The sequence below is a fragment of the Stenotrophomonas sp. SMYL89 genome, assembly GCF_036319985.1.
In the GTDB taxonomy this organism is placed as follows: domain Bacteria; phylum Pseudomonadota; class Gammaproteobacteria; order Xanthomonadales; family Xanthomonadaceae; genus Stenotrophomonas; species Stenotrophomonas maltophilia_Q.
The window spans coordinates 272,132-290,666 of sequence record NZ_JAWIRW010000002.1; the positions used below are offsets into that span (position 1 = coordinate 272,132).

16 protein-coding genes are annotated in these 18,535 nt (G+C 65.6%); 4 read left to right on the top strand and 12 right to left on the bottom strand.

The window, feature by feature from the left end; translation table 11 throughout:
* Positions 1–3: 3 nt before the first annotated feature.
* The 3 genes from V3B41_RS03960 to V3B41_RS03970 are packed head-to-tail and all read left to right on the top strand — an operon-like array spanning position 4 to position 4,509.
* Entirely contained in the window at positions 4–2,790 is a 2,787-nt protein-coding gene (locus V3B41_RS03960) for a TonB-dependent receptor (protein ID WP_049428534.1), read from the top strand.
* A 46-nt stretch (positions 2,791–2,836) separates the two neighbouring features.
* Positions 2,837–3,793, top strand: coding sequence for a hypothetical protein (locus tag V3B41_RS03965; protein WP_329860154.1), 957 nt, complete (start codon positions 2,837–2,839; stop codon positions 3,791–3,793).
* Entirely contained in the window at positions 3,790–4,509 is a 720-nt protein-coding gene (locus tag V3B41_RS03970) for a hypothetical protein (protein ID WP_049428538.1), read from the top strand. The genes V3B41_RS03965 and V3B41_RS03970 overlap by 4 nt, the downstream gene beginning before the upstream one ends.
* A gap of 52 nt (positions 4,510–4,561) precedes the next feature.
* On the opposite strand, the gene V3B41_RS03975 is transcribed toward V3B41_RS03970, so the two are convergent.
* From V3B41_RS03975 to murJ, 9 genes are all read right to left on the bottom strand, one after another.
* A complete protein-coding gene (locus V3B41_RS03975; protein WP_197632100.1) occupies positions 4,562–5,227 on the bottom strand; it encodes a lysoplasmalogenase family protein in 666 nt (221 codons plus the stop codon).
* Positions 5,224–7,107, bottom strand: a complete 1,884-nt coding sequence (locus tag V3B41_RS03980; RefSeq protein WP_329860156.1) for a peptidase M61 — start codon at positions 7,105–7,107, stop codon at positions 5,224–5,226. The genes V3B41_RS03975 and V3B41_RS03980 overlap by 4 nt, the downstream gene beginning before the upstream one ends.
* Before the next feature lie 205 nt (positions 7,108–7,312).
* The gene (locus V3B41_RS03985) at positions 7,313–7,891 is read right to left on the bottom strand and encodes a hypothetical protein (RefSeq protein ID WP_152906559.1); all 579 of its coding nucleotides are present in this window, start codon (positions 7,889–7,891) and stop codon (positions 7,313–7,315) included.
* Positions 7,872–8,468: a hypothetical protein gene (locus V3B41_RS03990; RefSeq protein WP_197632101.1), complete on the bottom strand. Its 597-nt coding sequence runs from the start codon at positions 8,466–8,468 to the stop codon at positions 7,872–7,874. Before V3B41_RS03990 ends, V3B41_RS03985 begins: the two co-directional genes overlap by 20 nt.
* A 609-nt stretch (positions 8,469–9,077) precedes the next feature.
* Positions 9,078–10,028, bottom strand: a complete 951-nt coding sequence (gene ispH, locus V3B41_RS03995) for a 4-hydroxy-3-methylbut-2-enyl diphosphate reductase (RefSeq protein WP_019337505.1) — start codon at positions 10,026–10,028, stop codon at positions 9,078–9,080.
* 27 nt (positions 10,029–10,055) lie between these two features.
* Complete coding sequence (gene lspA / locus V3B41_RS04000; RefSeq protein ID WP_049428546.1) at positions 10,056–10,580, bottom strand: signal peptidase II; 525 nt, start codon at positions 10,578–10,580, stop codon at positions 10,056–10,058.
* The gene (gene ileS / locus V3B41_RS04005) at positions 10,580–13,411 is read right to left on the bottom strand and encodes an isoleucine--tRNA ligase (RefSeq protein ID WP_329860157.1); all 2,832 of its coding nucleotides are present in this window, start codon (positions 13,409–13,411) and stop codon (positions 10,580–10,582) included. The genes lspA and ileS overlap by 1 nt, the downstream gene beginning before the upstream one ends.
* A complete protein-coding gene (locus tag V3B41_RS04010; RefSeq protein WP_049428550.1) occupies positions 13,408–14,355 on the bottom strand; it encodes a bifunctional riboflavin kinase/FAD synthetase in 948 nt (315 codons plus the stop codon). Before V3B41_RS04010 ends, ileS begins: the two co-directional genes overlap by 4 nt.
* A gap of 75 nt (positions 14,356–14,430) precedes the next feature.
* Entirely contained in the window at positions 14,431–16,035 is a 1,605-nt protein-coding gene (gene murJ, locus V3B41_RS04015) for a murein biosynthesis integral membrane protein MurJ (RefSeq protein ID WP_100443650.1), read from the bottom strand.
* Positions 16,036–16,152: 117 nt separating this feature from the next.
* Here murJ and rpsT point away from each other — a divergent pair, with 117 nt between their 5' ends.
* Positions 16,153–16,422, top strand: coding sequence for a 30S ribosomal protein S20 (rpsT, locus tag V3B41_RS04020; protein ID WP_005408560.1), 270 nt, complete (start codon positions 16,153–16,155; stop codon positions 16,420–16,422).
* A gap of 217 nt (positions 16,423–16,639) precedes the next feature.
* Here rpsT and cgtA read toward each other — a convergent pair whose 3' ends face one another.
* The 3 genes from cgtA to rplU all read right to left on the bottom strand — a co-directional run bounded on the left by cgtA (position 16,640) and on the right by rplU (position 18,476).
* Complete coding sequence (cgtA, locus tag V3B41_RS04025; RefSeq protein ID WP_100443651.1) at positions 16,640–17,692, bottom strand: Obg family GTPase CgtA; 1,053 nt, start codon at positions 17,690–17,692, stop codon at positions 16,640–16,642.
* A 193-nt stretch (positions 17,693–17,885) separates the two neighbouring features.
* Positions 17,886–18,149 (bottom strand): 50S ribosomal protein L27, encoded by a 264-nt coding sequence (gene rpmA / locus V3B41_RS04030; protein ID WP_005415704.1) that lies wholly within the window; start codon positions 18,147–18,149, stop codon positions 17,886–17,888.
* An 18-nt stretch (positions 18,150–18,167) separates the two neighbouring features.
* Complete coding sequence (gene rplU, locus V3B41_RS04035) at positions 18,168–18,476, bottom strand: 50S ribosomal protein L21 (protein ID WP_006424709.1); 309 nt, start codon at positions 18,474–18,476, stop codon at positions 18,168–18,170.
* Between the last annotated feature and the right edge of the window lie 59 nt (positions 18,477–18,535).

Consider the following 18,535-nt stretch of genomic DNA (forward strand, 5'->3'; position numbering starts at 1 on the left):
GTGATGGCAGGACCAGGCACGCTGCAGTGGGGGCTGCTCCGCCCCCTGCTGTGCCTGGCGCTGCTGGTCGCCGCGCCGCCTGCCGCCATCGCAGGCGATTCCGCTGCGGCCCATGACTACCGTATCGACGCCGGCCCGTTGCCTTCAGCATTGCAGCAATGGGCACGGCAAAGCGGCATCGCCCTGGTGTTCGATGCCCGGGAACTGGCGGGGCTCCGTGCCAACGGCACCCACGGCCTGGCCGATCCAGCATCGGCCCTGAAACGGCTGGTCGCCGGCATGCCGGTGACCATCCTTCGAACACCGTCCGGAGGCTTCGTGGTCCGCCGCATCCGCGTCGCGCCCGCGGCCGCCCCGCCGGTTCCGGCAGCAGTCGCGCCGCGCCCACGCACGCCCCCGCCATCGCCGCGCCAGGTGGACCTGGCGCCGATCCATGTCACCGGCAGCCGGTTGCCGCGCACCTCCGTGCAGACCACCCTGCCGGTGACTACGATCGATCGCGCAGATATCCTGCGCAGCGGCTACGGCAGCCTGTTCGACCTGCTGCGACACCTGCCCGGCATGAACGGACTGCCCGCGATGAGCAGCGCACGCAGTGGCGATTCGCAGTACCTGCCTGTCGGTGCTGCCGCCACCACCAGCCTGGACGGCATGGGACCACGCGCCACGCTGTTCCTGGTCAATGGCCGGCGCCTGCCCCGCTACCCGATGGTGTCGCTGGAGCAGGGCGGGCTCACCGATCTGGGCGGCATTCCACTCAGCTTTGTCGAACGCATCGAACTGGTTCGCGGCGGTGCTTCAGCCATCTACGGCGCCGATGCCATGTCCGGCGTGGTCAACATCATCCTGCGCGACCAGGCCGACGGCCCGGAGGCGACGCTGCAGACCGGCCTGAGCAGCCGTGGCGACGCTGGCCAGTACCGCGTGCAGGCCGCCACCGGAGGCCTGCGCGGGAACGGGGACCGCTGGTTCGCAGGCATCGACCTGCATCGCGTCGATCACCTGGCGGGGGACCAGCGTGACTGGCACGCAGAGACGTCGCAGTACCTGATCGGCGCCTTCCGCGATGGCGACTACTGGCCCGCTACGCGCTGCGACGGGCCATTGAAACGACGCAATGGCGCCTGCTGGTTCGACAGTTCGCGCCCTCGTTCACTTCAACCGGCCTCCGATACCGCCTCGGCCTATCTGCGCTACCGGCATGAGCGTGGCCAGGGGCGCTACGTCTATGCCGAAGCCCGCGCCAGCCACAACCGGCAGCGCTTCGATCTGGGCCCGACCGCCGTCGCCCTCGGCCTGTACGGCTACACCTTCAACAGCGTCCTGCGGGAAGCCGGCAATGTGCGTCCCCAGGTACGTGCCACCGACGCCGATCTCACCCTGGGCATCGGCCGGGACCAGGGCAGCCACAGTTGGGACGCCGGCATCAGCGCGCAGCGCAGCGACGTCACCCTGTCCACGCCGGGCACCGTGCGCGCCGAACCCTTCATCGAGGCTGCGCAGTCACTCAGGTTCCTGCCAGGCTTCAATGCATTGCCCGCGGATGAAGCAACATCGCTGTTCCCGTCGATCCGCAACCGTGGACTTACCGAGCAGTGGCAGGGCTGGTGGGGCGTACAGCGGATGCTGGTGCCGATGCAGGGCGGCAATGCACAGCTGGCTACCGGCATCGACCTGCGCCATGAACGCTGGACGTCCCACCCGGACACCCTGCTGAGCCAGGGCGATCTGGCACTGGGGCTGCCGCAGCAGCAGCGGCGCCTGTCGCGGCAGAGTGGCGGCGCGTATGCGGAACTGGGCCTGCCGCTCACATCGGAGCTGCGCATGGACGTGGCCGCGCGCTGGGACTACGACGGCGACTACACGGCATTCTCGCCCCGTGCCGGCCTGCGCTGGACACCCACACCGCACTGGTCGTTCCTGCTGGCCAGCGGCCGCGGCTATCGCGCGCCCAGCCTGTTCGAACAGCGCCGGCCGCCAGGACAGTTCGGCACCCTCACCCTGCCCGCCTCAAGCGCACTGCCGCCCTGTGCACAGAGCGAGCCCGACGGCCGCTGCGTGGTCACTGTGGACGTGGAAGAGAACACCACGCTCAAGGCCGAGAGCTCACGCAGCCATTCGCTGGCGGCGACCTGGTCACCCAGCGATGCGTTCTCGCTGTCGCTGACCCACAACATCGTCGAGCTGCGCAATGAGATCCTTGCGCTGCAGCCGGCCGATGCCGTGTGGAACCGTGACACCTGGCAGCTGGATGAGAATGGCAACCTGAGCAGCCTGCGGCTGTCGTTCGACAATATCGGCCGTACCACCTCACGCAACTGGGTACTGCGTGGCGAATACCGGATCGACACCGGCAGCAACGGCCAGTGGATGTTCTCGCTGGACGCGCTGAAGCAGCAGGAGCTGCGCCGTCGTCGCGACCACGAACCGGCGATCGACCTGCGCGGGCATGTCACCCCCGAGATGGCGGCGGTCCTGAACGTGCAATGGCAGAACAGCAACTGGGACATCGCCCTGCGCGGCAACCAGGTGGGCCGCACCCGTGCATGGCTGCCCGGCGCCGAGTGCCCGCAGCGGCAGATCGAACAGAACCACTGCATGAATCCGCGCCAGCTGCGCTGGAACCTGCACCTGGCGCGCCGCCTGGGCCCGCGCGTCATCGCGGCGCTGGACGTGCACAACGTGCTTGATGCGCAGCCGGTGAACTACCTGGACGGCAATGGCGGGCAGATGCCGGGACTGGACGATCCACTGGGCCGTTACTACCTGCTTACCCTGCAGTTCCGCTGAGCGTAGTACGCTACGCGGCCTGTTCCACCGGCCTGCCACCTCCCCCATGAAAGCCTATCTCTGGTTCTGGGGCGCGTTCCTGCTGTTCTTCGCGTTGCCCTTCCCCTGCATCCTCTATTTCGGCACCTCCTGGCCGTTAGCGCTGGCTGATCGCAGCGCGCCGTGGCTGTCCCTGCTGCTGCTTGTACTGTCGCTGGCTGCATGGCTCTCTCTGCTGTTCGCCTTCCTGCATTTCCTGCTGCTCGGCCCACCGCGCGCCCTGCATCGCGTTCGCTCGATCCTCGCCGATGGCGAACTGCGTGATGCGCTGATCGAACACGCCGAGCAGACCGGTGTGCACGTGCGTGGATTCGCACAATGGAAACTGCAGCTGTCCTTCCAGAATCTGTCGGCCACGCCGATCAGGGAACAGCTGCTGGTGGTCGACAGCAAGCCGCAGCTGCAGCGTTTCGTTGCCGGCCAGCGCCTCGAGGTTCGCCTGAGCCGCGAACCGGGCGCGTTCCCCAATGTGGTGCTGGAGGGGGCGCAGCCCGAACTGGATGTCGCCAGCCTCTGGCGTCGTGGTGTCGGCGCAGCGATCGGCATCGTGGCGGTGGCCAGTGCCTATGTGTTTGCCTACCGGCTGCAGAGCGAGGGGCTGGGCTGGACCTTCCTGTCGTTCGGCCATCCCCTGCTGGTGTGCCCGCTGGTGCTGTGTGGCTATGCGCTGGGCCTGCGCCTGCTCGGCCGGCTGCTGCAGGCCGATGCCCGCGGTGACGCGCTGAAGTACCGCGGCATCGGCGTGGAGGCCAAGGTGTTGAAGGTGCGTCAGACCGGCACCTACCTCAACGAACAACCGCAGGTGGAGTTCCAGCTGGAATACATCGACCGCGAAGGCAACGTGCAGCAGGCCCGCGTGCGCCGCTTCATCCCGCTGATCGAGCTGGCCAACCTTCCCCGCGAGCAGGTCACGCTGCTGTACGACCCGGAAGATCGCGGCAACGTGCGCCTGGAGGGCATGTGAAGCGGCCTCCTTCCACCCGACGGGTGTTTTCGCTGGTGCTGCTGGTGCTGGCCGGCGTGGCCGTAGCCGGCGGTGCACTGGGAACGATCGCCGAAACGCTGGGACATCCGCTGCAGCCCGACCGTCCGCCGAGGCCATCTGAATCGCAACCGCCGCGCGAGCAGGCCGACTCACTGGCAACGGCGCCCGGACTGCAGTCCGACCCGATACCCCACCGCAGCAACCGGCTGTTCGATTCGGAGTACCTGCTGGGCGCACGCCAGGCACTGGAGCAGTTGCCTGCATTGTCCGGACACCGGCTGACGGTGTTCCACAGCATCCACTTCTACGACGATGGCCGCATCAATCTGGACCTGGTCGATCCGCAGCAGCCGGACCACGTCGACAGCTACCACTTCGAACGTGGCCAGTGGCGCAAGGGCAATCCGGTGAACCCGCAGCAGTTCGCGCCGACCATCAGCCTGCATCGCAGCAGCACACCCCTGGCCAACATCGATTTCGATGCCGTACCACGCGTGGCCAAGGCACTGCAGGAACAACGCAACGCATTGCAGAACCCGGCCTCGGAAGTCGGCCACGTCTACGTGATCGTGCGCAAGGCCGGCAAGCTGGCATGGCTGCCGGACGAGGTTGCAGGCGACCGCGAATCGGCACGCCTGCAGTTCGATGCACAGGGCATCGCGCGCAGCGTCAAAAAAGGGGACGGAGGGAATTAAGTCGCCATCGGCATCAAGGCAGTTACGACTTAATCCCCTCCGTCCCCTTTTTCTATTTTACCGAGCGGGCGATGGCGTACTGCGCGGCGTAGTAGGTGGACAACACCAGCAGGCTGGCCAGCGGCAGGCCGCCAGCAAAGCGGTCCCAGGCCAGCAGTGAATCGCTGGCCACGAACAGCAGGGCACCGGTTGCCGCCCAGCGTGCACTGCACGGTTCCGGCGCGGCCGCCTGAGGACGCGTCCATGCGCGCGCCAGCGCCAGCACCGCCATCGAGGCGAGCACCACCACGTAGGCCAGCACCGGAATGCGCATCGGCGCCGGCAGGTGCGGCCACAGGCCCATCACGTTGAGCACGGCGAAGGCACCCAGCAGCATGCTGGCGCCAACCAGACCACGACCGGCGCGCAGGCCAGCGCGGAAGGCGACGATGTAGCAGACGTGGGCCAGCAGGAAGGCGACCAGGCCCGGCACGAACGCGTCGATCGGCAGCATCAGCGCGATGTCGCCCACGCACGACAGCAGCATGCCGGCCAGCACCGCGCGGCGGTAGAACGGCTGCGCCGGATCACGCACACACCAGGCGATGGCGGCGATCAGCAGCGTGGTTGCCGGCTTGGCCAGCCAGTGCAGCCAACGCCCCTCGCCATCCAGGAACGCGCCGACGATGGCGAGGACCGCCATCAACAGGATCACACCATCGCGCACCCGCGGCTTCATCGCGCCTTCCACAGGTCGGCCAGGCGGTCGGGCTTGCCGGCAATACGTTCCAGCACCGGGTACTGCAGGCCACCGTGGTAGTCGATGTTCATCGTCTCGATCCGGTCGAACTGCTTCACCAGCAGCACGATCGGTGCCTTGTCCTTCGCCGCGCTGGCCACCGCGTCCTTCAGCCGCTGGCTGCTGTATTCGCGGCCACCCACCGCGATCACCTTCATGCCCGGCGCGAGCCCAGCGTTGAACGCTGGGCTGTCCCAGATCACATCACCGACCGTGCCGCTGTCGAGCACGGTCGCGCCCAGCGAGTAGGCCAGCAGCGCCCCCTTGGCGCGCTTTTCCTGCGCCTTGTAGGCATCGTTCGGGGTATCGCGGTAGACCAGCTTCCAGCCGGCCAGCTCCAGGCCTCCGTTCAACGAACCGTGGCCATCCAGGCGGCCGCGCAGGAAGCTCGACCAGTCGTACGGCGCGATGCCGTTCAAGGTCGCCACCACATCGTCGAAGGTGTACGGATTGACGTCCCAGTCGCCCTTGCCGACGCCGAAGAAGGCACGCGCGAAGTCATCCAGGCTGCGGCGGTTGCCGCTCAGCTCGCGCAGTTTGCCTTCCACCTCCAGCCACAGCATCTGGCCGCCGGAGTAGTAGTCCTCGCTCATCTGGTAGTTGCGGTACGGCAGGGTGCGGCGCTGGGCGATGGTCGGGTCGTTGGTGGTGTCCTGCAGCGGGCGCCAGGCGAGGCCCGGGCGACCGCGATCATAGGTGGCGGCCACGTTGGCCAGCATGTCGCGCGCCTGCGCGACCGACCACAGCCCCGAGCGTGCGGCCAGCACCTGGCCCCAGAACTGGGTCTGGCCCTCGTACACCCACAGCAGGCTGTCGCCCATCGGCACGTTGAAATTGGCAGTAGCCAGATCGGCGCCGCGACGGTACTTGCCGTTCCAGGAATGGGTGTACTCGTGCGGCAGCAGGTCGCGCATCCACGCGTTGCTGTCCCACTCGGTGAAATAGCCCGGATCGGCGCTGTTCTCGCTGGAGCGGTGATGCTCCAGGCCGATGCCGCCGAGACGGTCGGTCAATGCCAGCAGGAACTCATAGTGGTTGTAGTGACGCGCACCGTAGAGCTTGTCGGCCTGCTGCACCAGCGCGCGGTGCAAGGTGATCTGCGCGTCGGTGGGCTTCAACGACTTGGCCTCGTCGGCGAACACGTTGAGGTGCACCGGCACCTTCGCACCCGGGTCGAGATCGATGCGCTGGTAGTGCTCGCCGGCGAACAACGGCGAATCGACCAGGTGATCATAGGAGATCGGCTTGAACACCACGGTATCGCCGTCACGGCGCGCAGTCTCCAATGCGGTGGCGAATGACCAGCCCTTGGGCAGCGTCACGCTGGCCTGCGCCTGCAGCTGGCGCGCATCGACACCGGCCGGATACAGCGAGTTGGCGTTCCACTGCAGGTTGAGCATCTCCGGGGTCATCACCACCCGGCCCTGGCTGCCACCCTGCGAGGACAGGAAGTCGAAGTGCGCGACGATCTCGCTGACGCCCTCGGGCACGTTCACCTTGAACGCATAGACGTTGTACTGGTCACGCTGCCAGGCCAGCGGCTTGCCGTTGGCGGTCACGCGCAGGCCGGCCAGCTTGTCGATCGGGCCGGTGGGCGAATGGTTGCCGGGAATCCACTGCGGGTACAACAGGGTCATCGGGCCGGGCTTGGCCGGCACGGTGGCAGTCACCTTGAAGATGCGCCGGGCCAGGTTGCGCGCGTCCACGTCGATGCGCAGCAGGCCGGGCGCCGCCGTGTTGGCCGGTGGCGAGGTCTGCGCCAGTGCAGGCGAGGCCGCCAGCGCGAACAGCAGGGACATCACCAGGGCTCGGGTCTTCATCGGGCAGCATCCAACAGCGGAGAATCCTCCGATGCTAGGCCTGTAGAGTGCCCTGCCCCATGGCCAAAGGTCATGGGAGAGAGGCTTGCTGAAGGCCTCAGGCAGGGAAACCCTCTAGAATCTCTCGGCACCATTGATGCACGTGCCTTCGAGAGTTTGCTTGCCAGGCCCATCGTCGGCTTGGCAAGCCCTCTGGATTGGGAATCTACTTCGACGCTTCTTGCTTGTAAGCGGCTTCAATGGCCCCCTTTAATCTCGCCGGATCCTCGATCCTGACGCCTGTCAAACATCTGGAACCCGTTGCGTCAAAAAATACCGTGGATGCCGAGCCCCCTTGGAAATGTGCGTAACCGAAAACCGGTGCCGGTGAATCGGCCAGCGGCGCCCATACGATCTTGCCAAGTACCAGTTTTGCCTTCGCAAGGTCCCGATCGATACACCCACCCGATGCCCTTACAACGATCGTAGTCTGGCCTGATCGTTGATCAAGTTCGGTAGCTAGCTCAATACCGCCGAAATTCCGGACAGTCCCGAAAGCAGTCGCGACCTCAGCAAGCGAGCCGTTTTTGATGCCCAAAGCATCAGCGGCGGCATCCGGCCCCGCACTTCGCGCCAACTCCAGCTTCTCGATGTAATCGAGTGCCTCGAGCTGCGAAGCTTTTGCCGCGGAACTCCATGCCTGAGGGGGCGAGGTTGCCGCTACAGCGGCGAGCGGAACAATCATAGGCAAGGTCAGCAATGATTTCACTGACGCCCTAGCAAAATCACCAAGGATAGTTGGCATCGTAGTAGTCCTCGTGCTGCTTGGTATACGTTTTTCCCGACGCGACATGATTGTTATCGCAGAAAACTTTCCCGATATCCACCAACGACTCACCACCCGACCACATGCTCCATAGCTTAGCGGAGTTCTCGGAAATCAACGGGACTTCAACAAATCCTTCAGATGCCACGCGAATCTGATCACTCACTACCGCGTTGTTAACTACGGCCTTAGCCTCCCACACGCAATTCCTTTCAACATACTGGGCTTTGGTGATCGGAGCATCAATATTGGGAACACCTGCCTCGTGGTGACCAAGCTCATGACTCAGATAGCCCACAGTTTTATAGAGACCAGGCCAGTCATTGCTTTCGCAAGAGTATGGTGGCACCAATATTTTCGCCGTCAGCGGGTCGTAACTAGGTGGAAGACCGTATGCCCTTACCCCCACATGTGCCTGGATCTGGGAGGTGAGCGTGGTGGAAGCAGCGGAGATGAAGTCTACGCACTGGCCCAAACCAGTTACAGGGAAGGCCTGCGATTTCGCGTAGGTCGGACAAAGAAGTGAGATGATCAAAATCAGGTATTTCCATACCATTTGTTTACCCCTTTCCTTGGATCGCAGCGATCCGACTCAAAAAATAGCGCCAACAGTCCTTTTTCATCATAGGAAAATTCCTAAAGACTCCGCCATTTGCAGTCAATCACACCCGAAACGAGAACGCGTTAAAACTTTTCGGCATCAGGGGCAAGCGTCGGATTTTGAAGAAAAACCGCCATGCGTTCGCAGAGTGAAAGCCCCCGGGCGAGGCCGTTGATGGAACAGCGCATCAAAGCTCGGAGTGTTCAAGTCGCATGATCGCTCATCTGCTCATCTGCTCAGCCAGCAGTGAGCTGAGTATGGGTCGCGTGTTTATTTGGCAGCTTCCAGCGATGGTACCCTCGATAATCACCATCGCTGCGCCCATCTACTCATGGCGTGAACCTATTTGCGATGCGCAAGCGGGAAAAAGGTCACGCGCGGTGCGCCCATCCACGCATGGCGCGGATCTACTGGGGTGCGTGGGCGGACAAGGTCATGGTCGGTGCCCATCCACGCATGGCGTGGATCTACGGGTGTGCCGACCGGATGCAGTAGATCCACGCCATGCGTGGATGACATGCACCCGGTAGCGCCGGGCCATGCCCGGCGAACAAGCTGCCGCGGTCAGTCGACCAGACGCAGGCGCAGTTCCTTCGGCAGCGCGAATACCATCGATTCCGGCTCGCCATCCAGCTCGCCCACGCCGCTGGCACCCAGCTCGGCCAGGCGTGCCAGCACGCCATCGACCAGCACCTGCGGCGCCGAGGCACCGGCAGTGACGCCGATGTGCTGCTTGCCCGCCACCCACGCCGGGTCGATTTCATGCGCGCCGTCGATCAGGTACGACTCCACGCCTTCGCGGCGGGCCAGCTCACTCAAGCGATTGGAGTTGGAGCTGTTCGGCGAACCGACCACCAGCACCAGGTCGCAGCGCTTGGCCAGGTCGCGCACCGCATCCTGGCGGTTCTGCGTGGCGTAGCAGATGTCGTCGTTCTTCGGGCCCTGCATCGCCGGGAAGCGCTCACGCAGCGCATCGATGATGCCGCGCGTGTCGTCCACCGACAGCGTGGTCTGCGTGGTGTAGGCGAAGTTTTCCGGCTGGTTGATGTGCAGCGTGGCGACCTGCTCCACGTCTTCGACCAGATAGATCTGGCCGGTACCGGCTTCGCGGTTCCACTGGCCCATGGTGCCTTCCACTTCCGGGTGGCCGGCGTGGCCGATCAGCACCACGTCGCGGCCGGCACGGCAGTGGCGGGCGACTTCGAAGTGGACCTTGGTCACCAGCGGGCAGGTAGCGTCGAACACCTTCAGGCCACGGCGCTCGGCTTCCTGGCGCACGGCCTGGGACACGCCATGCGCGCTGAAGATGACCGTGTTGTTGTCCGGCACTTCGTCCAGTTCCTCGACGAAGATCGCGCCGCGCTGCTTCAGATCGTCCACCACGAAGCGGTTGTGCACCACTTCATGGCGAACGTAGATGGGCGCGCCCAGCGTTTCGATCGCGCGCTTGACGATCTCGATCGCACGATCGACACCGGCACAGAAACCACGCGGGTTGGCGAGCAGCACATCCATCAGTTCAATCTCCCGGCAGCGGCCGGCTTACGGTTTCGGGTTGGCATTATCCGCCTTTTTGGCGGACTTGCCTTCGAACAGGCCAAACAGGGCGATGCCGATGGCACCCACCACGATGGCCGAATCGGCGATGTTGAACGAGGGCCAGGTGTAGCTGCCCACGTACCACTGGATGAAATCGACCACGTGGCCGTGCACCTGGCGGTCGATCACGTTGCCGATGGCACCGCCGATGATCAGCGCATACGGCACCGCGGCCTTCCAGTTGCCGCGGGCGGTGCCGCGCAGCCACCAGGCCATCAGGCCGCTGATGGCGATGGCCAGCGCGGTGAAGAAGTACTTCTGCCAGCCACCGGCGTCGCTCAGGAAACTGAACGCGGCGCCGGTGTTGTAGGTGCGGTACCAGTTCCAGAAGCCGTCGATCACAACCACCGGCTGGAACTCCGGCAGGCTCGACAGGACCCAGGCCTTGGACCACTGGTCCAGGCCGATGATGGCGGCCGACAGCAGCAGCCAGACCAGGGCGTTCGGGTGCGGACGGGGCGCGGCCATCAGAACCAGCTCCGCACTTCACCAGCGCCGGTGATGTTGCTCACGCAGCGGCCGCACAGTTCCGGATGGTCGGCGTTGCTTCCGACATCGGCACGGTGGTGCCAGCAGCGCACGCACTTGGCCTTGGTGGTCGGCTGGGCGCTGACGAACACCTCGTCGGTGGTCGCCGGGCGCACCTGCACGTCGCCGCTGATGAACAGGAAGCGCAGTTCATCGGCCAGCGGCTGCCACTTCGCGGCCTGCTCCTCGTTGGCGGCAATGGTGATTTCCGCTTCCAGCGCGGCACCGATCGCGCCGTTGGCACGCATCGGCTCCAGCACCTTGGCCACCTGCTCGCGCACGGCCAGCAGCTGATCGAAGTCGGTGGCGTTGAGCTGGGCATCGGCCGGCAGCGGCGCCAGGCCGTCGTACCAGGTGGTGAACAGCACGTGGCCGGCGCGTTCGCCCGGCAGGTAGCCCCACAGCTCGTCGGCGGTGAAGGTCAGGATCGGCGCGACCCAGCGGGTGAACGCTTCGGCGATGTGGTACATCGCGCTCTGTGCCGAACGGCGACCGTGCGAATCGGTCGGCATCGTGTACAGGCGGTCCTTGGTCACGTCCAGGTACAGCGAACCCAGGTCCACGCTGCAGAAATTCAGCAGCAGCTGCACGATCTCGGCCATGTTGTAGCCGTCGTAGGCCGCCTTGATCTTCTCCTGCAGCTCCCAGGCGCGATGCACGATCCAGCGGTCCAGCGCAACCATCTGGTCGAGCGGTTGCAGGTGCTGGGCCGGATCGAAGCCGTCCAGGTTGCCGAGCAGGAAGCGCGCGGTGTTGCGCAGGCGACGGTAGGCGTCGGCATTGCGCTTTAGGATCTCCTGCGACAACGACATTTCGTTGCTGTAGTCGGCCGAGGCGATCCACAGGCGCAGGATGTCCGCGCCCAGCTTGTTCATGATGTCCTGCGGCTCGATGCCGTTACCCAGCGACTTGGACATCTTGCGGCCGTGCTCGTCCACGGTGAAGCCGTGGGTCAGGCACTGCTTGTACGGCGCGCGCTTGTCGATCGCCACGCCGGTCAGCAGCGAGGACTGGAACCAGCCGCGGTGCTGGTCGGAGCCTTCCAGGTACAGGTCGGCCGGCTTGCCGAAGCCACGCGCGGCGAGCACGCCCTCATGGGTCACGCCCGAATCGAACCAGACGTCGAGGATGTCGGTGACCTTCTCGTAGTCGGCCGCTTCAGCGCCCAGCAGTTCGGCGGCATCCAGCGAATACCACACGTCGATGCCCTCGGCTTCCACGCGGTCAGCGACCTGCTGCATCAGCTCCACCGAGCGCGGATGGATCTCGCCGGTCTGGCGATGGGTGAACAGCGCGATCGGCACGCCCCAGGTGCGCTGGCGCGAGATGGTCCAGTCCGGGCGACCGTCGACCATGCTCTGGATGCGCGCCTTGCCCCAGGTCGGGAACCAGCCGACGGTATCGATGGCGGCCAGCGCATCGTTGCGCAGGTTGGCCTTGTCCATCGAGATGAACCACTGCGGGGTGGCGCGGAACACCACCGGCGTCTTGTGGCGCCAGCAGTGCGGGTAGCTGTGGCGGATCGGATGGAACGCCAGCAGCGAACCGTTGTCGCGCAGCACGCCGACGATGGCCTCCTGCGCCTTCCACAGGTGCTGGCCAGCCAGCACCACGTCACCGGCCGGCGGGGTCGATTCCAGGTACACGCCACGGCCGTCGATCGGCGTGACCTGGCCGGCGTTGTACCTGTCCAGCAGGCCGTACTTCTGGCTGACCACGAAGTCTTCCTGGCCGTGGCCGGGGGCGGTGTGCACCGCACCGGTACCGTCCTCGTCGGAGACGTGGTCGCCGTTGAGCAGCGGGATGTCGCGCTCCGGATAGAACGGGTGCGCCAGCAGCTGGTTCTCCAGCGCCGCACCCGTGGTTTCACCGTGCAGCACCACGCTCTCGACGCCGTAGCGCTGCAGCGCACGCTCGGCCAGCGCGGCGGCCAGCACCAGCCAACGGCGCTTGCCGTTGTGGGCCGGACCTTCGGCCAGCACATAGTTGATCTCCGCGCCCAGCGACACCGCCAGCGAGGCCGGCAGCGTCCACGGGGTGGTGGTCCAGATCGGCACGGCCACTTCGACGTCGGCCGGTACGCTCACGCCGAACGCCTGGCCGATGGCCTGCGCATCACGCGCGGCGTAGGCCACGTCGATCGCCGGCGATTCCTTTTCCTGGTACTCGATTTCCGCCTCGGCCAGCGCCGAACCGCAGTCGAAGCACCAGTACACCGGCTTGGCGCCGCGGACCAGGTGGCCGTTGGCCACGACCTTGGCCAGTGCACGGATCTCGTTGGCTTCGAAGTCGAAGCTCAGGGTCTTGTACGGGTTGTCCCAGTCACCGGTCACGCCCAGGCGCTTGAAGTCCACGCGCTGGATGTTGATCTGCTCTTCGGCGAACTCACGGCACTTCTGGCGGAATTCAACGGCGTCGAGCTTGGTACCGACCTTGCCCCACTTCTTCTCGACCGCGATCTCGATCGGCAGGCCGTGGCAGTCCCAGCCCGGCACGTAGGGCGCATCGAAGCCGGCCAGGTAGCGCGACTTGACGATGATGTCCTTCAGGATCTTGTTGACCGCGTGGCCCAGGTGGATGCGGCCGTTGGCGTACGGCGGGCCGTCATGCAGCACGAACAGCGGGCGGCCGGCGGCGTTGTCGCGCAGCTGCTGGTAGAGCCCCTGCGCTTCCCACTGCGCCAGAATGCCCGGCTCGCGCTTGGGCAGGTCGCCGCGCATCGGGAATTCGGTGGCTGGCAGGTTCAGGGTGGTCTTGTAGTCCTGGCTCACGCAGTGGCTCGCAATCTATGTTCGGAAAGGAGGGCGCGCGCCTGTTCGGCGTCGCGGTGCATCTGGTCGGTCAGCGCCGCCAGATCATTGAATTTCTCTTCGTCGCGCAGCTTGGCGACGAACTCCACGTCGATGTGGCGCCCGTACAGGTCGCCCTGGAAATCGAACAGGTGGGCTTCCAGCAGCGGCTCCACGCCCTCCACCGTCGGCCGCGTGCCGAAGCTGGAGACCGACGGCCACGGCTGGTCGAACACACCGTGCACCCAGGTTGCGTAGATGCCCGACAACGCCGGGGTCTTCGGGAAACGCAGGTTGGCGGTGGGGAAGCCCAGCGTGCGGCCGAGCTGGCGCCCGCGCACCACCCGGCCGCTGATAGCATACGGACGGCCGAGCAGGTCGTTGGCACGGGCGAAGTCGCCGTCCTGCAGCAGCTGGCGGATGCGGGTGCTGGAAATGCGCTCGCCATGCAGGTCGACCGCTTCGATCTCGCCAGCAGTGAAGCCCAATTCGGCGCCCATCTTCTGCAGCAGGGCCAGGTCACCACGGCGGCGGTTGCCGAAGCAGAACTCCGGGCCGATCCAGACTTCGCGTGCGCCCAGGCGGTGGGCCAGCAGCTGGTGGACGAACGACTCGGCCGGCATCGCTGCCATGGCCGCGTCGAAGCGCAGCAGGCCGATCGCATCGACGCCGAGCTCGCGCAGGATCTCGACCTTGCTGCGCGCCAGGGTCAGCCGCGGCGGTGGTGTGCCCTGGGCGAAGAACTCACGCGGCAGCGGCTCGAACGCCACGGCCACCGCGGCCACGCCCAAGGCGCGCGCGCGGGCGACCGCGTGGCGGACCAGCGCACGATGCCCCAGGTGGAGGCCGTCGAATGCACCGATACAGACCACGCTTCCGCTGGGGAACAGCTCCCCGCCCTCGACGCTTCTGAACAGCCTGCTCATCAACTCTCGTTCCGGCCCGCCCGGGGCCGCCGCTTCAATGGTGTAACCCTGAAGTATAGCCGCCACAAGCGGTGATCAATGCCCGCGCAGGTCGCGCGGGCGGAAGCCCATCGCCACCATGGTCACCGCGTAGGTGGCGCCGCCGCCGCCGACCAGCAGCGACAGGCTGCCGATCCGCTCCCATACGCCCATCGCCGAGAACGCCGGCAGCCAGTGCAGCAGGGCCAGCAGCGCAGCAACCATGGCCGCGCAGGCCAGCAGCAGGCGCAACAGATAGCCGCCCCAGCCCGGCCGGCGCTGGTAGACATCGGTCTTGCCCAGCCAGTACCACAGCAGGCCCAGGTTCAGGTAACTGGACAGCGCACTGGCAATGCCCAGTGCCAGGTGCAGGCCCGGCTGCTTGCCGATGGCCGCCATCACGCCCTGTGCCTTCAGCTCGTGCGGCACCATCACCTGGTACAGCACCGCCAGCAGGGCGAAGTTGAACACCATGTTGGCCACCAGTGCAGCCACACCCGCGCGTACCGGGGTCTTGGTGTCCTGGCGGGCGTAGAACGCCGGCAACACCACCTTCAGCAGAGCGAACGCCGGCAGGCCGAAGCTCAGGCCGTACACCGACAGCGCGGTCATGCGGGTATCGAAGGCACTGAACTGGCCGTGCTGGAAGATGGTCGCGATCAGCGGCTCGGCCAGCAGCAGCAGGCCGAGCATGGCCGGCACCGAGATCAGCAGGGTCATCCGCAGGCCCCAGTCCAGCGAGCGCGAGAAGCCCTCGCGGTCGGTGCTGACGTGGTGACGGGCCAGCGCCGGCAGGATCACCGTGCCCAGCGCCACACCGAACACGCCCAGTGGCAGCTCCAGGAAGCGGTCGGCCAGCGACAGCCAGGACTGCGAGCCATCGGTCAGCTTGGCCGCGATGACCGTGTCCAGCAGCAGGTTGATCTGCGCCACCGAGGAGCCGAACAGGGTCGGCACCATCAGCGTCATCACCTTGCGCACGCCCGGGTGGCTCCAGCCCCAGCGCGGCAGGGTCAGCAGGTTGATGCCTTTCAGCGAGGGCAGCTGGAACAGCAGCTGCAGGATGCCGGCGGCGAGCACCGCCCAGCCCAGCGCCAGGATCTGCTTTTCCGGGGTGCCGCCCAGCCGCGGCGCCAGCCACAGCGCACCGGCGATCATGCACAGGTTGAGGATGACCGGGGTCAGCGCCGGCATGGCGAAGCGCTGGAAGCTGTTCAGCGCGCCACCGGCCAGCGCGGTGAGCGAGACGAACAGCAGGAACGGGAAGGTCAGGCGGAACAGGTCGACCAGCAGGCCCTGCTTCACCGGGTCGGTATCAACGCCACTGGAGAAGACCGAGGCCAGCTGCGGCGCGAAGATCAGCGCCAGCGCGGTGACCAGCATCAGCACCCCGCCCAGGGTCCCGGCGGTGCGGGCCATCAGTTCACGCAGCTCGGCGTGGCTGCGGGTTTCCTTCACTTCCGTGAACACGGGCACGAAAGCAGTGGCGAAAGAGCCTTCGGCGAACAAACGCCGCAGGAAATTGGGTACCCTGAAGGCGACCCAGAAAGCATCAGTGATGGCGTTGGTGCCGAACGTGGTGGTCACCACGAAGTCCCGGACAAGTCCGAGAACGCGCGAGACCATGGTCATGCTGCTGAACGACAGCAGGCCCCGCAACAACTTGGGTGAACTCACTCAGCGTCCCTCTTGACAATCGACTTGACGTGCATTTCTTACGCCATCATACTAGCTAGCTTGCTGTTCCCATAACACCGATTTTTTCAGGAAACCACCACCGTGGCCAATATCAAGTCCGCCAAGAAGCGCGCCAAGCAGACCGTCGTGCGCAACGCGCGCAACGTGGCTCAGCGCTCGATGCTGCGCACCGCTGTCAAGAAAGTGATCAAGGCGCTGGACGCCAACGATGCCGCCGGCGCCGAAGCCGCCTTCGCCGTTGCCCAGCCGATCCTGGATCGCTTCAGCGCGCGTGGCCTGATCCACAAGAACAAGGCTGCTCGCCACAAGAGCCGCCTGAACGACCGCATCAAGGCCCTCAAGGCCGCCTGATCCGGCGTTGCCGCCCTGCCCCTCGGGGTTGGGCAGCAGACAAAAGCCCGGCCCTGGCCGGGTTTTTTGTTGCCTGCAGTTTCCACCCTGTAGAGCCGAGCCCATGCTCGGCTGGCCGCGCGAACAGCGGCCGAGCATAGGCTCAGCCCTACAGAAGAGCGGCAACCAACAAAAAACCCGGCCGAAGCCGGGTTTTTCGAGCGGAACCACAACACCATTACTGGGCGTCGCGGGCTTCCTGCTCTTCTTCCTTCTGGCGATCGAAGAAGGCCATGATCCGGCTCATGATCGGGAAGGTGCCTTCGCGGCCCAGCGCGGAGACCAGGAACCACGGCTCCTTCCAGCCCAGCTCGGCGACGATCTGCTCGGCCGCGGCCTTGGCCTCGTCCTCGAACATCAGGTCGGCCTTGTTCAGCACCAGCCAGCGCGGCTTGTTCAGCAGCTCCGGATCATGCTTTTCCAGCTCGCGCTCGATCGCACGCACCTGCTCCACCGGCGAAATGCCTTCCACGCCACCTTCCATCGGCGAGATGTCCACCAGGTGCAGCAGCAGGCGGGTGCGCTGCAGGTGACGCAGGAACTGCGCACCGAGGCCGGCTCCATCCGCCGCGCCTTCGATCAGGCCCGGAATATCGGCAATCACGAAGCTGCGGTAGTTCTCCACCTTCACCACACCCAGGTTCGGGTACAGCGTGGTGAACGGATAATCGGCCACCTTCGGGGTCGCCGCCGAAACGGCGCGGATCAAGGTGCTCTTGCCGGCATTGGGGAAGCCCAGCAGACCGACGTCGGCCAGCAGCTTCAACTCCAGCTTCAGCGTGCGCTCTTCGCCCGGCTCGCCCGGCAGCGCCTGGCGCGGCGAGCGGTTGGTCGAGCTCTTGAAGTGCATGTTGCCCAGGCCGCCGCGGCCACCCTTGGCCACCAGCAGGCGATCGCCGTGCTGGGTCAGATCGCCGATGACTTCATCGGTGGCGACGTTGATCACCACGGTACCGACCGGCACAGTGATGGTCAGGTCTTCGCCGCCCTTGCCATAGGCCTGGCGGCCCATGCCGTTCTCGCCGCGCTGCGCCTTGAAGATGCGGTCATGGCGGAAGTCGACCAGGGTGTTCAGGTTCTCGTCGGCGCGGATGTACACGCTGCCGCCCGCACCGCCGTCGCCGCCGTCCGGGCCGCCGAGCGGAATGAACTTCTCGCGACGGAAGCCAATGCAGCCGTTGCCGCCGTTGCCGGCGAACACTTCGATTTCTGCTTCGTCTACCAGTTTCATTGTTTCGATGCCTGCGATGGGCGCGGCCTGCCTGCCGTCGCCTTGAATGTCACGCCGGCCGCGGGCCGGCAACCCGGCACAGCCGGTCTTGCGTTCACTCTAACGAAAAGCCCCGCCGAAGCGGGGCTCTCCATGCAGCGTGCTCTTCATCCAGCACGGCCATGCCGGGGCATGGGTGCCGGCGATGCCTGGATCAGGCGTCGGCCGAGACGATGCTGACGGTACGACGCTTCTTGGCGCCCTTGACCGAGAACTCCACCTTGCCGTCCACGAGGGCGAACAGGGTGTGGTCACGGCCCAGGCCAACGCCCGAACCCGGGTGGAACTGGGTGCCGCGCTGACGCACGATGATGTTGCCGGCTTCGATGGCCTGGCCGCCGAAGATCTTGACGCCCAGGTACTTCGGGTTGGAGTCGCGACCGTTGCGCGAGGAGCCTACGCCCTTTTTATGTGCCATGACTGCTTCTCCTGATGCTTAGCCGGCGATGCCGGTGATCTCGATTTCGGTGTAGTACTGACGGTGACCCTGACGCTTCATGTGGTGCTTGCGGCGACGGAACTTGATGATCCGGACCTTGTCAGCACGACCCTGGGACAGGACCTTGGCGGTGACGGCAGCGCCCTTCAGCGCATCGCCCAGCTTCACGCCATCGCTGTCGCCCAGCATCAGGATGTTGTCAAACTTGATCTCGCTGCCGACTTCGACTTCGAGCTTTTCGACGCGGAGCTTTTCGCCCTGCGCCACGCGGTATTGCTTACCGCCGGTGACCAGTACTGCGTACATGACCAGACTTCCTCTGTAGTTATTGTGGTCTATGGACTGCCGCCGTCGAGGGCGGACAG

What these genes read in the sequence shown, in the direction of transcription:
- V3B41_RS04010 (WP_049428550.1), bottom strand. Translation starts at nt 14,355, where the DNA reads ATGAGCAGGCTGTTCAGAAGCGTCGAGGGCGGGGAGCTGTTCCCCAGC.
- V3B41_RS03960 (WP_049428534.1), top strand. Translation starts at nt 4, where the DNA reads ATGGCAGGACCAGGCACGCTGCAGTGGGGGCTGCTCCGCCCCCTGCTG.
- V3B41_RS03990 (WP_197632101.1), bottom strand. Translation starts at nt 8,468, where the DNA reads ATGGTATGGAAATACCTGATTTTGATCATCTCACTTCTTTGTCCGACC.
- rplU (WP_006424709.1), bottom strand. Translation starts at nt 18,476, where the DNA reads ATGTACGCAGTACTGGTCACCGGCGGTAAGCAATACCGCGTGGCGCAG.
- V3B41_RS03965 (WP_329860154.1), top strand. Translation starts at nt 2,837, where the DNA reads ATGAAAGCCTATCTCTGGTTCTGGGGCGCGTTCCTGCTGTTCTTCGCG.
- rpmA (WP_005415704.1), bottom strand. Translation starts at nt 18,149, where the DNA reads ATGGCACATAAAAAGGGCGTAGGCTCCTCGCGCAACGGTCGCGACTCC.
- V3B41_RS03975 (WP_197632100.1), bottom strand. Translation starts at nt 5,227, where the DNA reads ATGAAGCCGCGGGTGCGCGATGGTGTGATCCTGTTGATGGCGGTCCTC.
- V3B41_RS03985 (WP_152906559.1), bottom strand. Translation starts at nt 7,891, where the DNA reads ATGCCAACTATCCTTGGTGATTTTGCTAGGGCGTCAGTGAAATCATTG.
- V3B41_RS03980 (WP_329860156.1), bottom strand. Translation starts at nt 7,107, where the DNA reads ATGAAGACCCGAGCCCTGGTGATGTCCCTGCTGTTCGCGCTGGCGGCC.
- lspA (WP_049428546.1), bottom strand. Translation starts at nt 10,580, where the DNA reads ATGGCCGCGCCCCGTCCGCACCCGAACGCCCTGGTCTGGCTGCTGCTG.
- ispH (WP_019337505.1), bottom strand. Translation starts at nt 10,028, where the DNA reads ATGGATGTGCTGCTCGCCAACCCGCGTGGTTTCTGTGCCGGTGTCGAT.
- cgtA (WP_100443651.1), bottom strand. Translation starts at nt 17,692, where the DNA reads ATGAAACTGGTAGACGAAGCAGAAATCGAAGTGTTCGCCGGCAACGGC.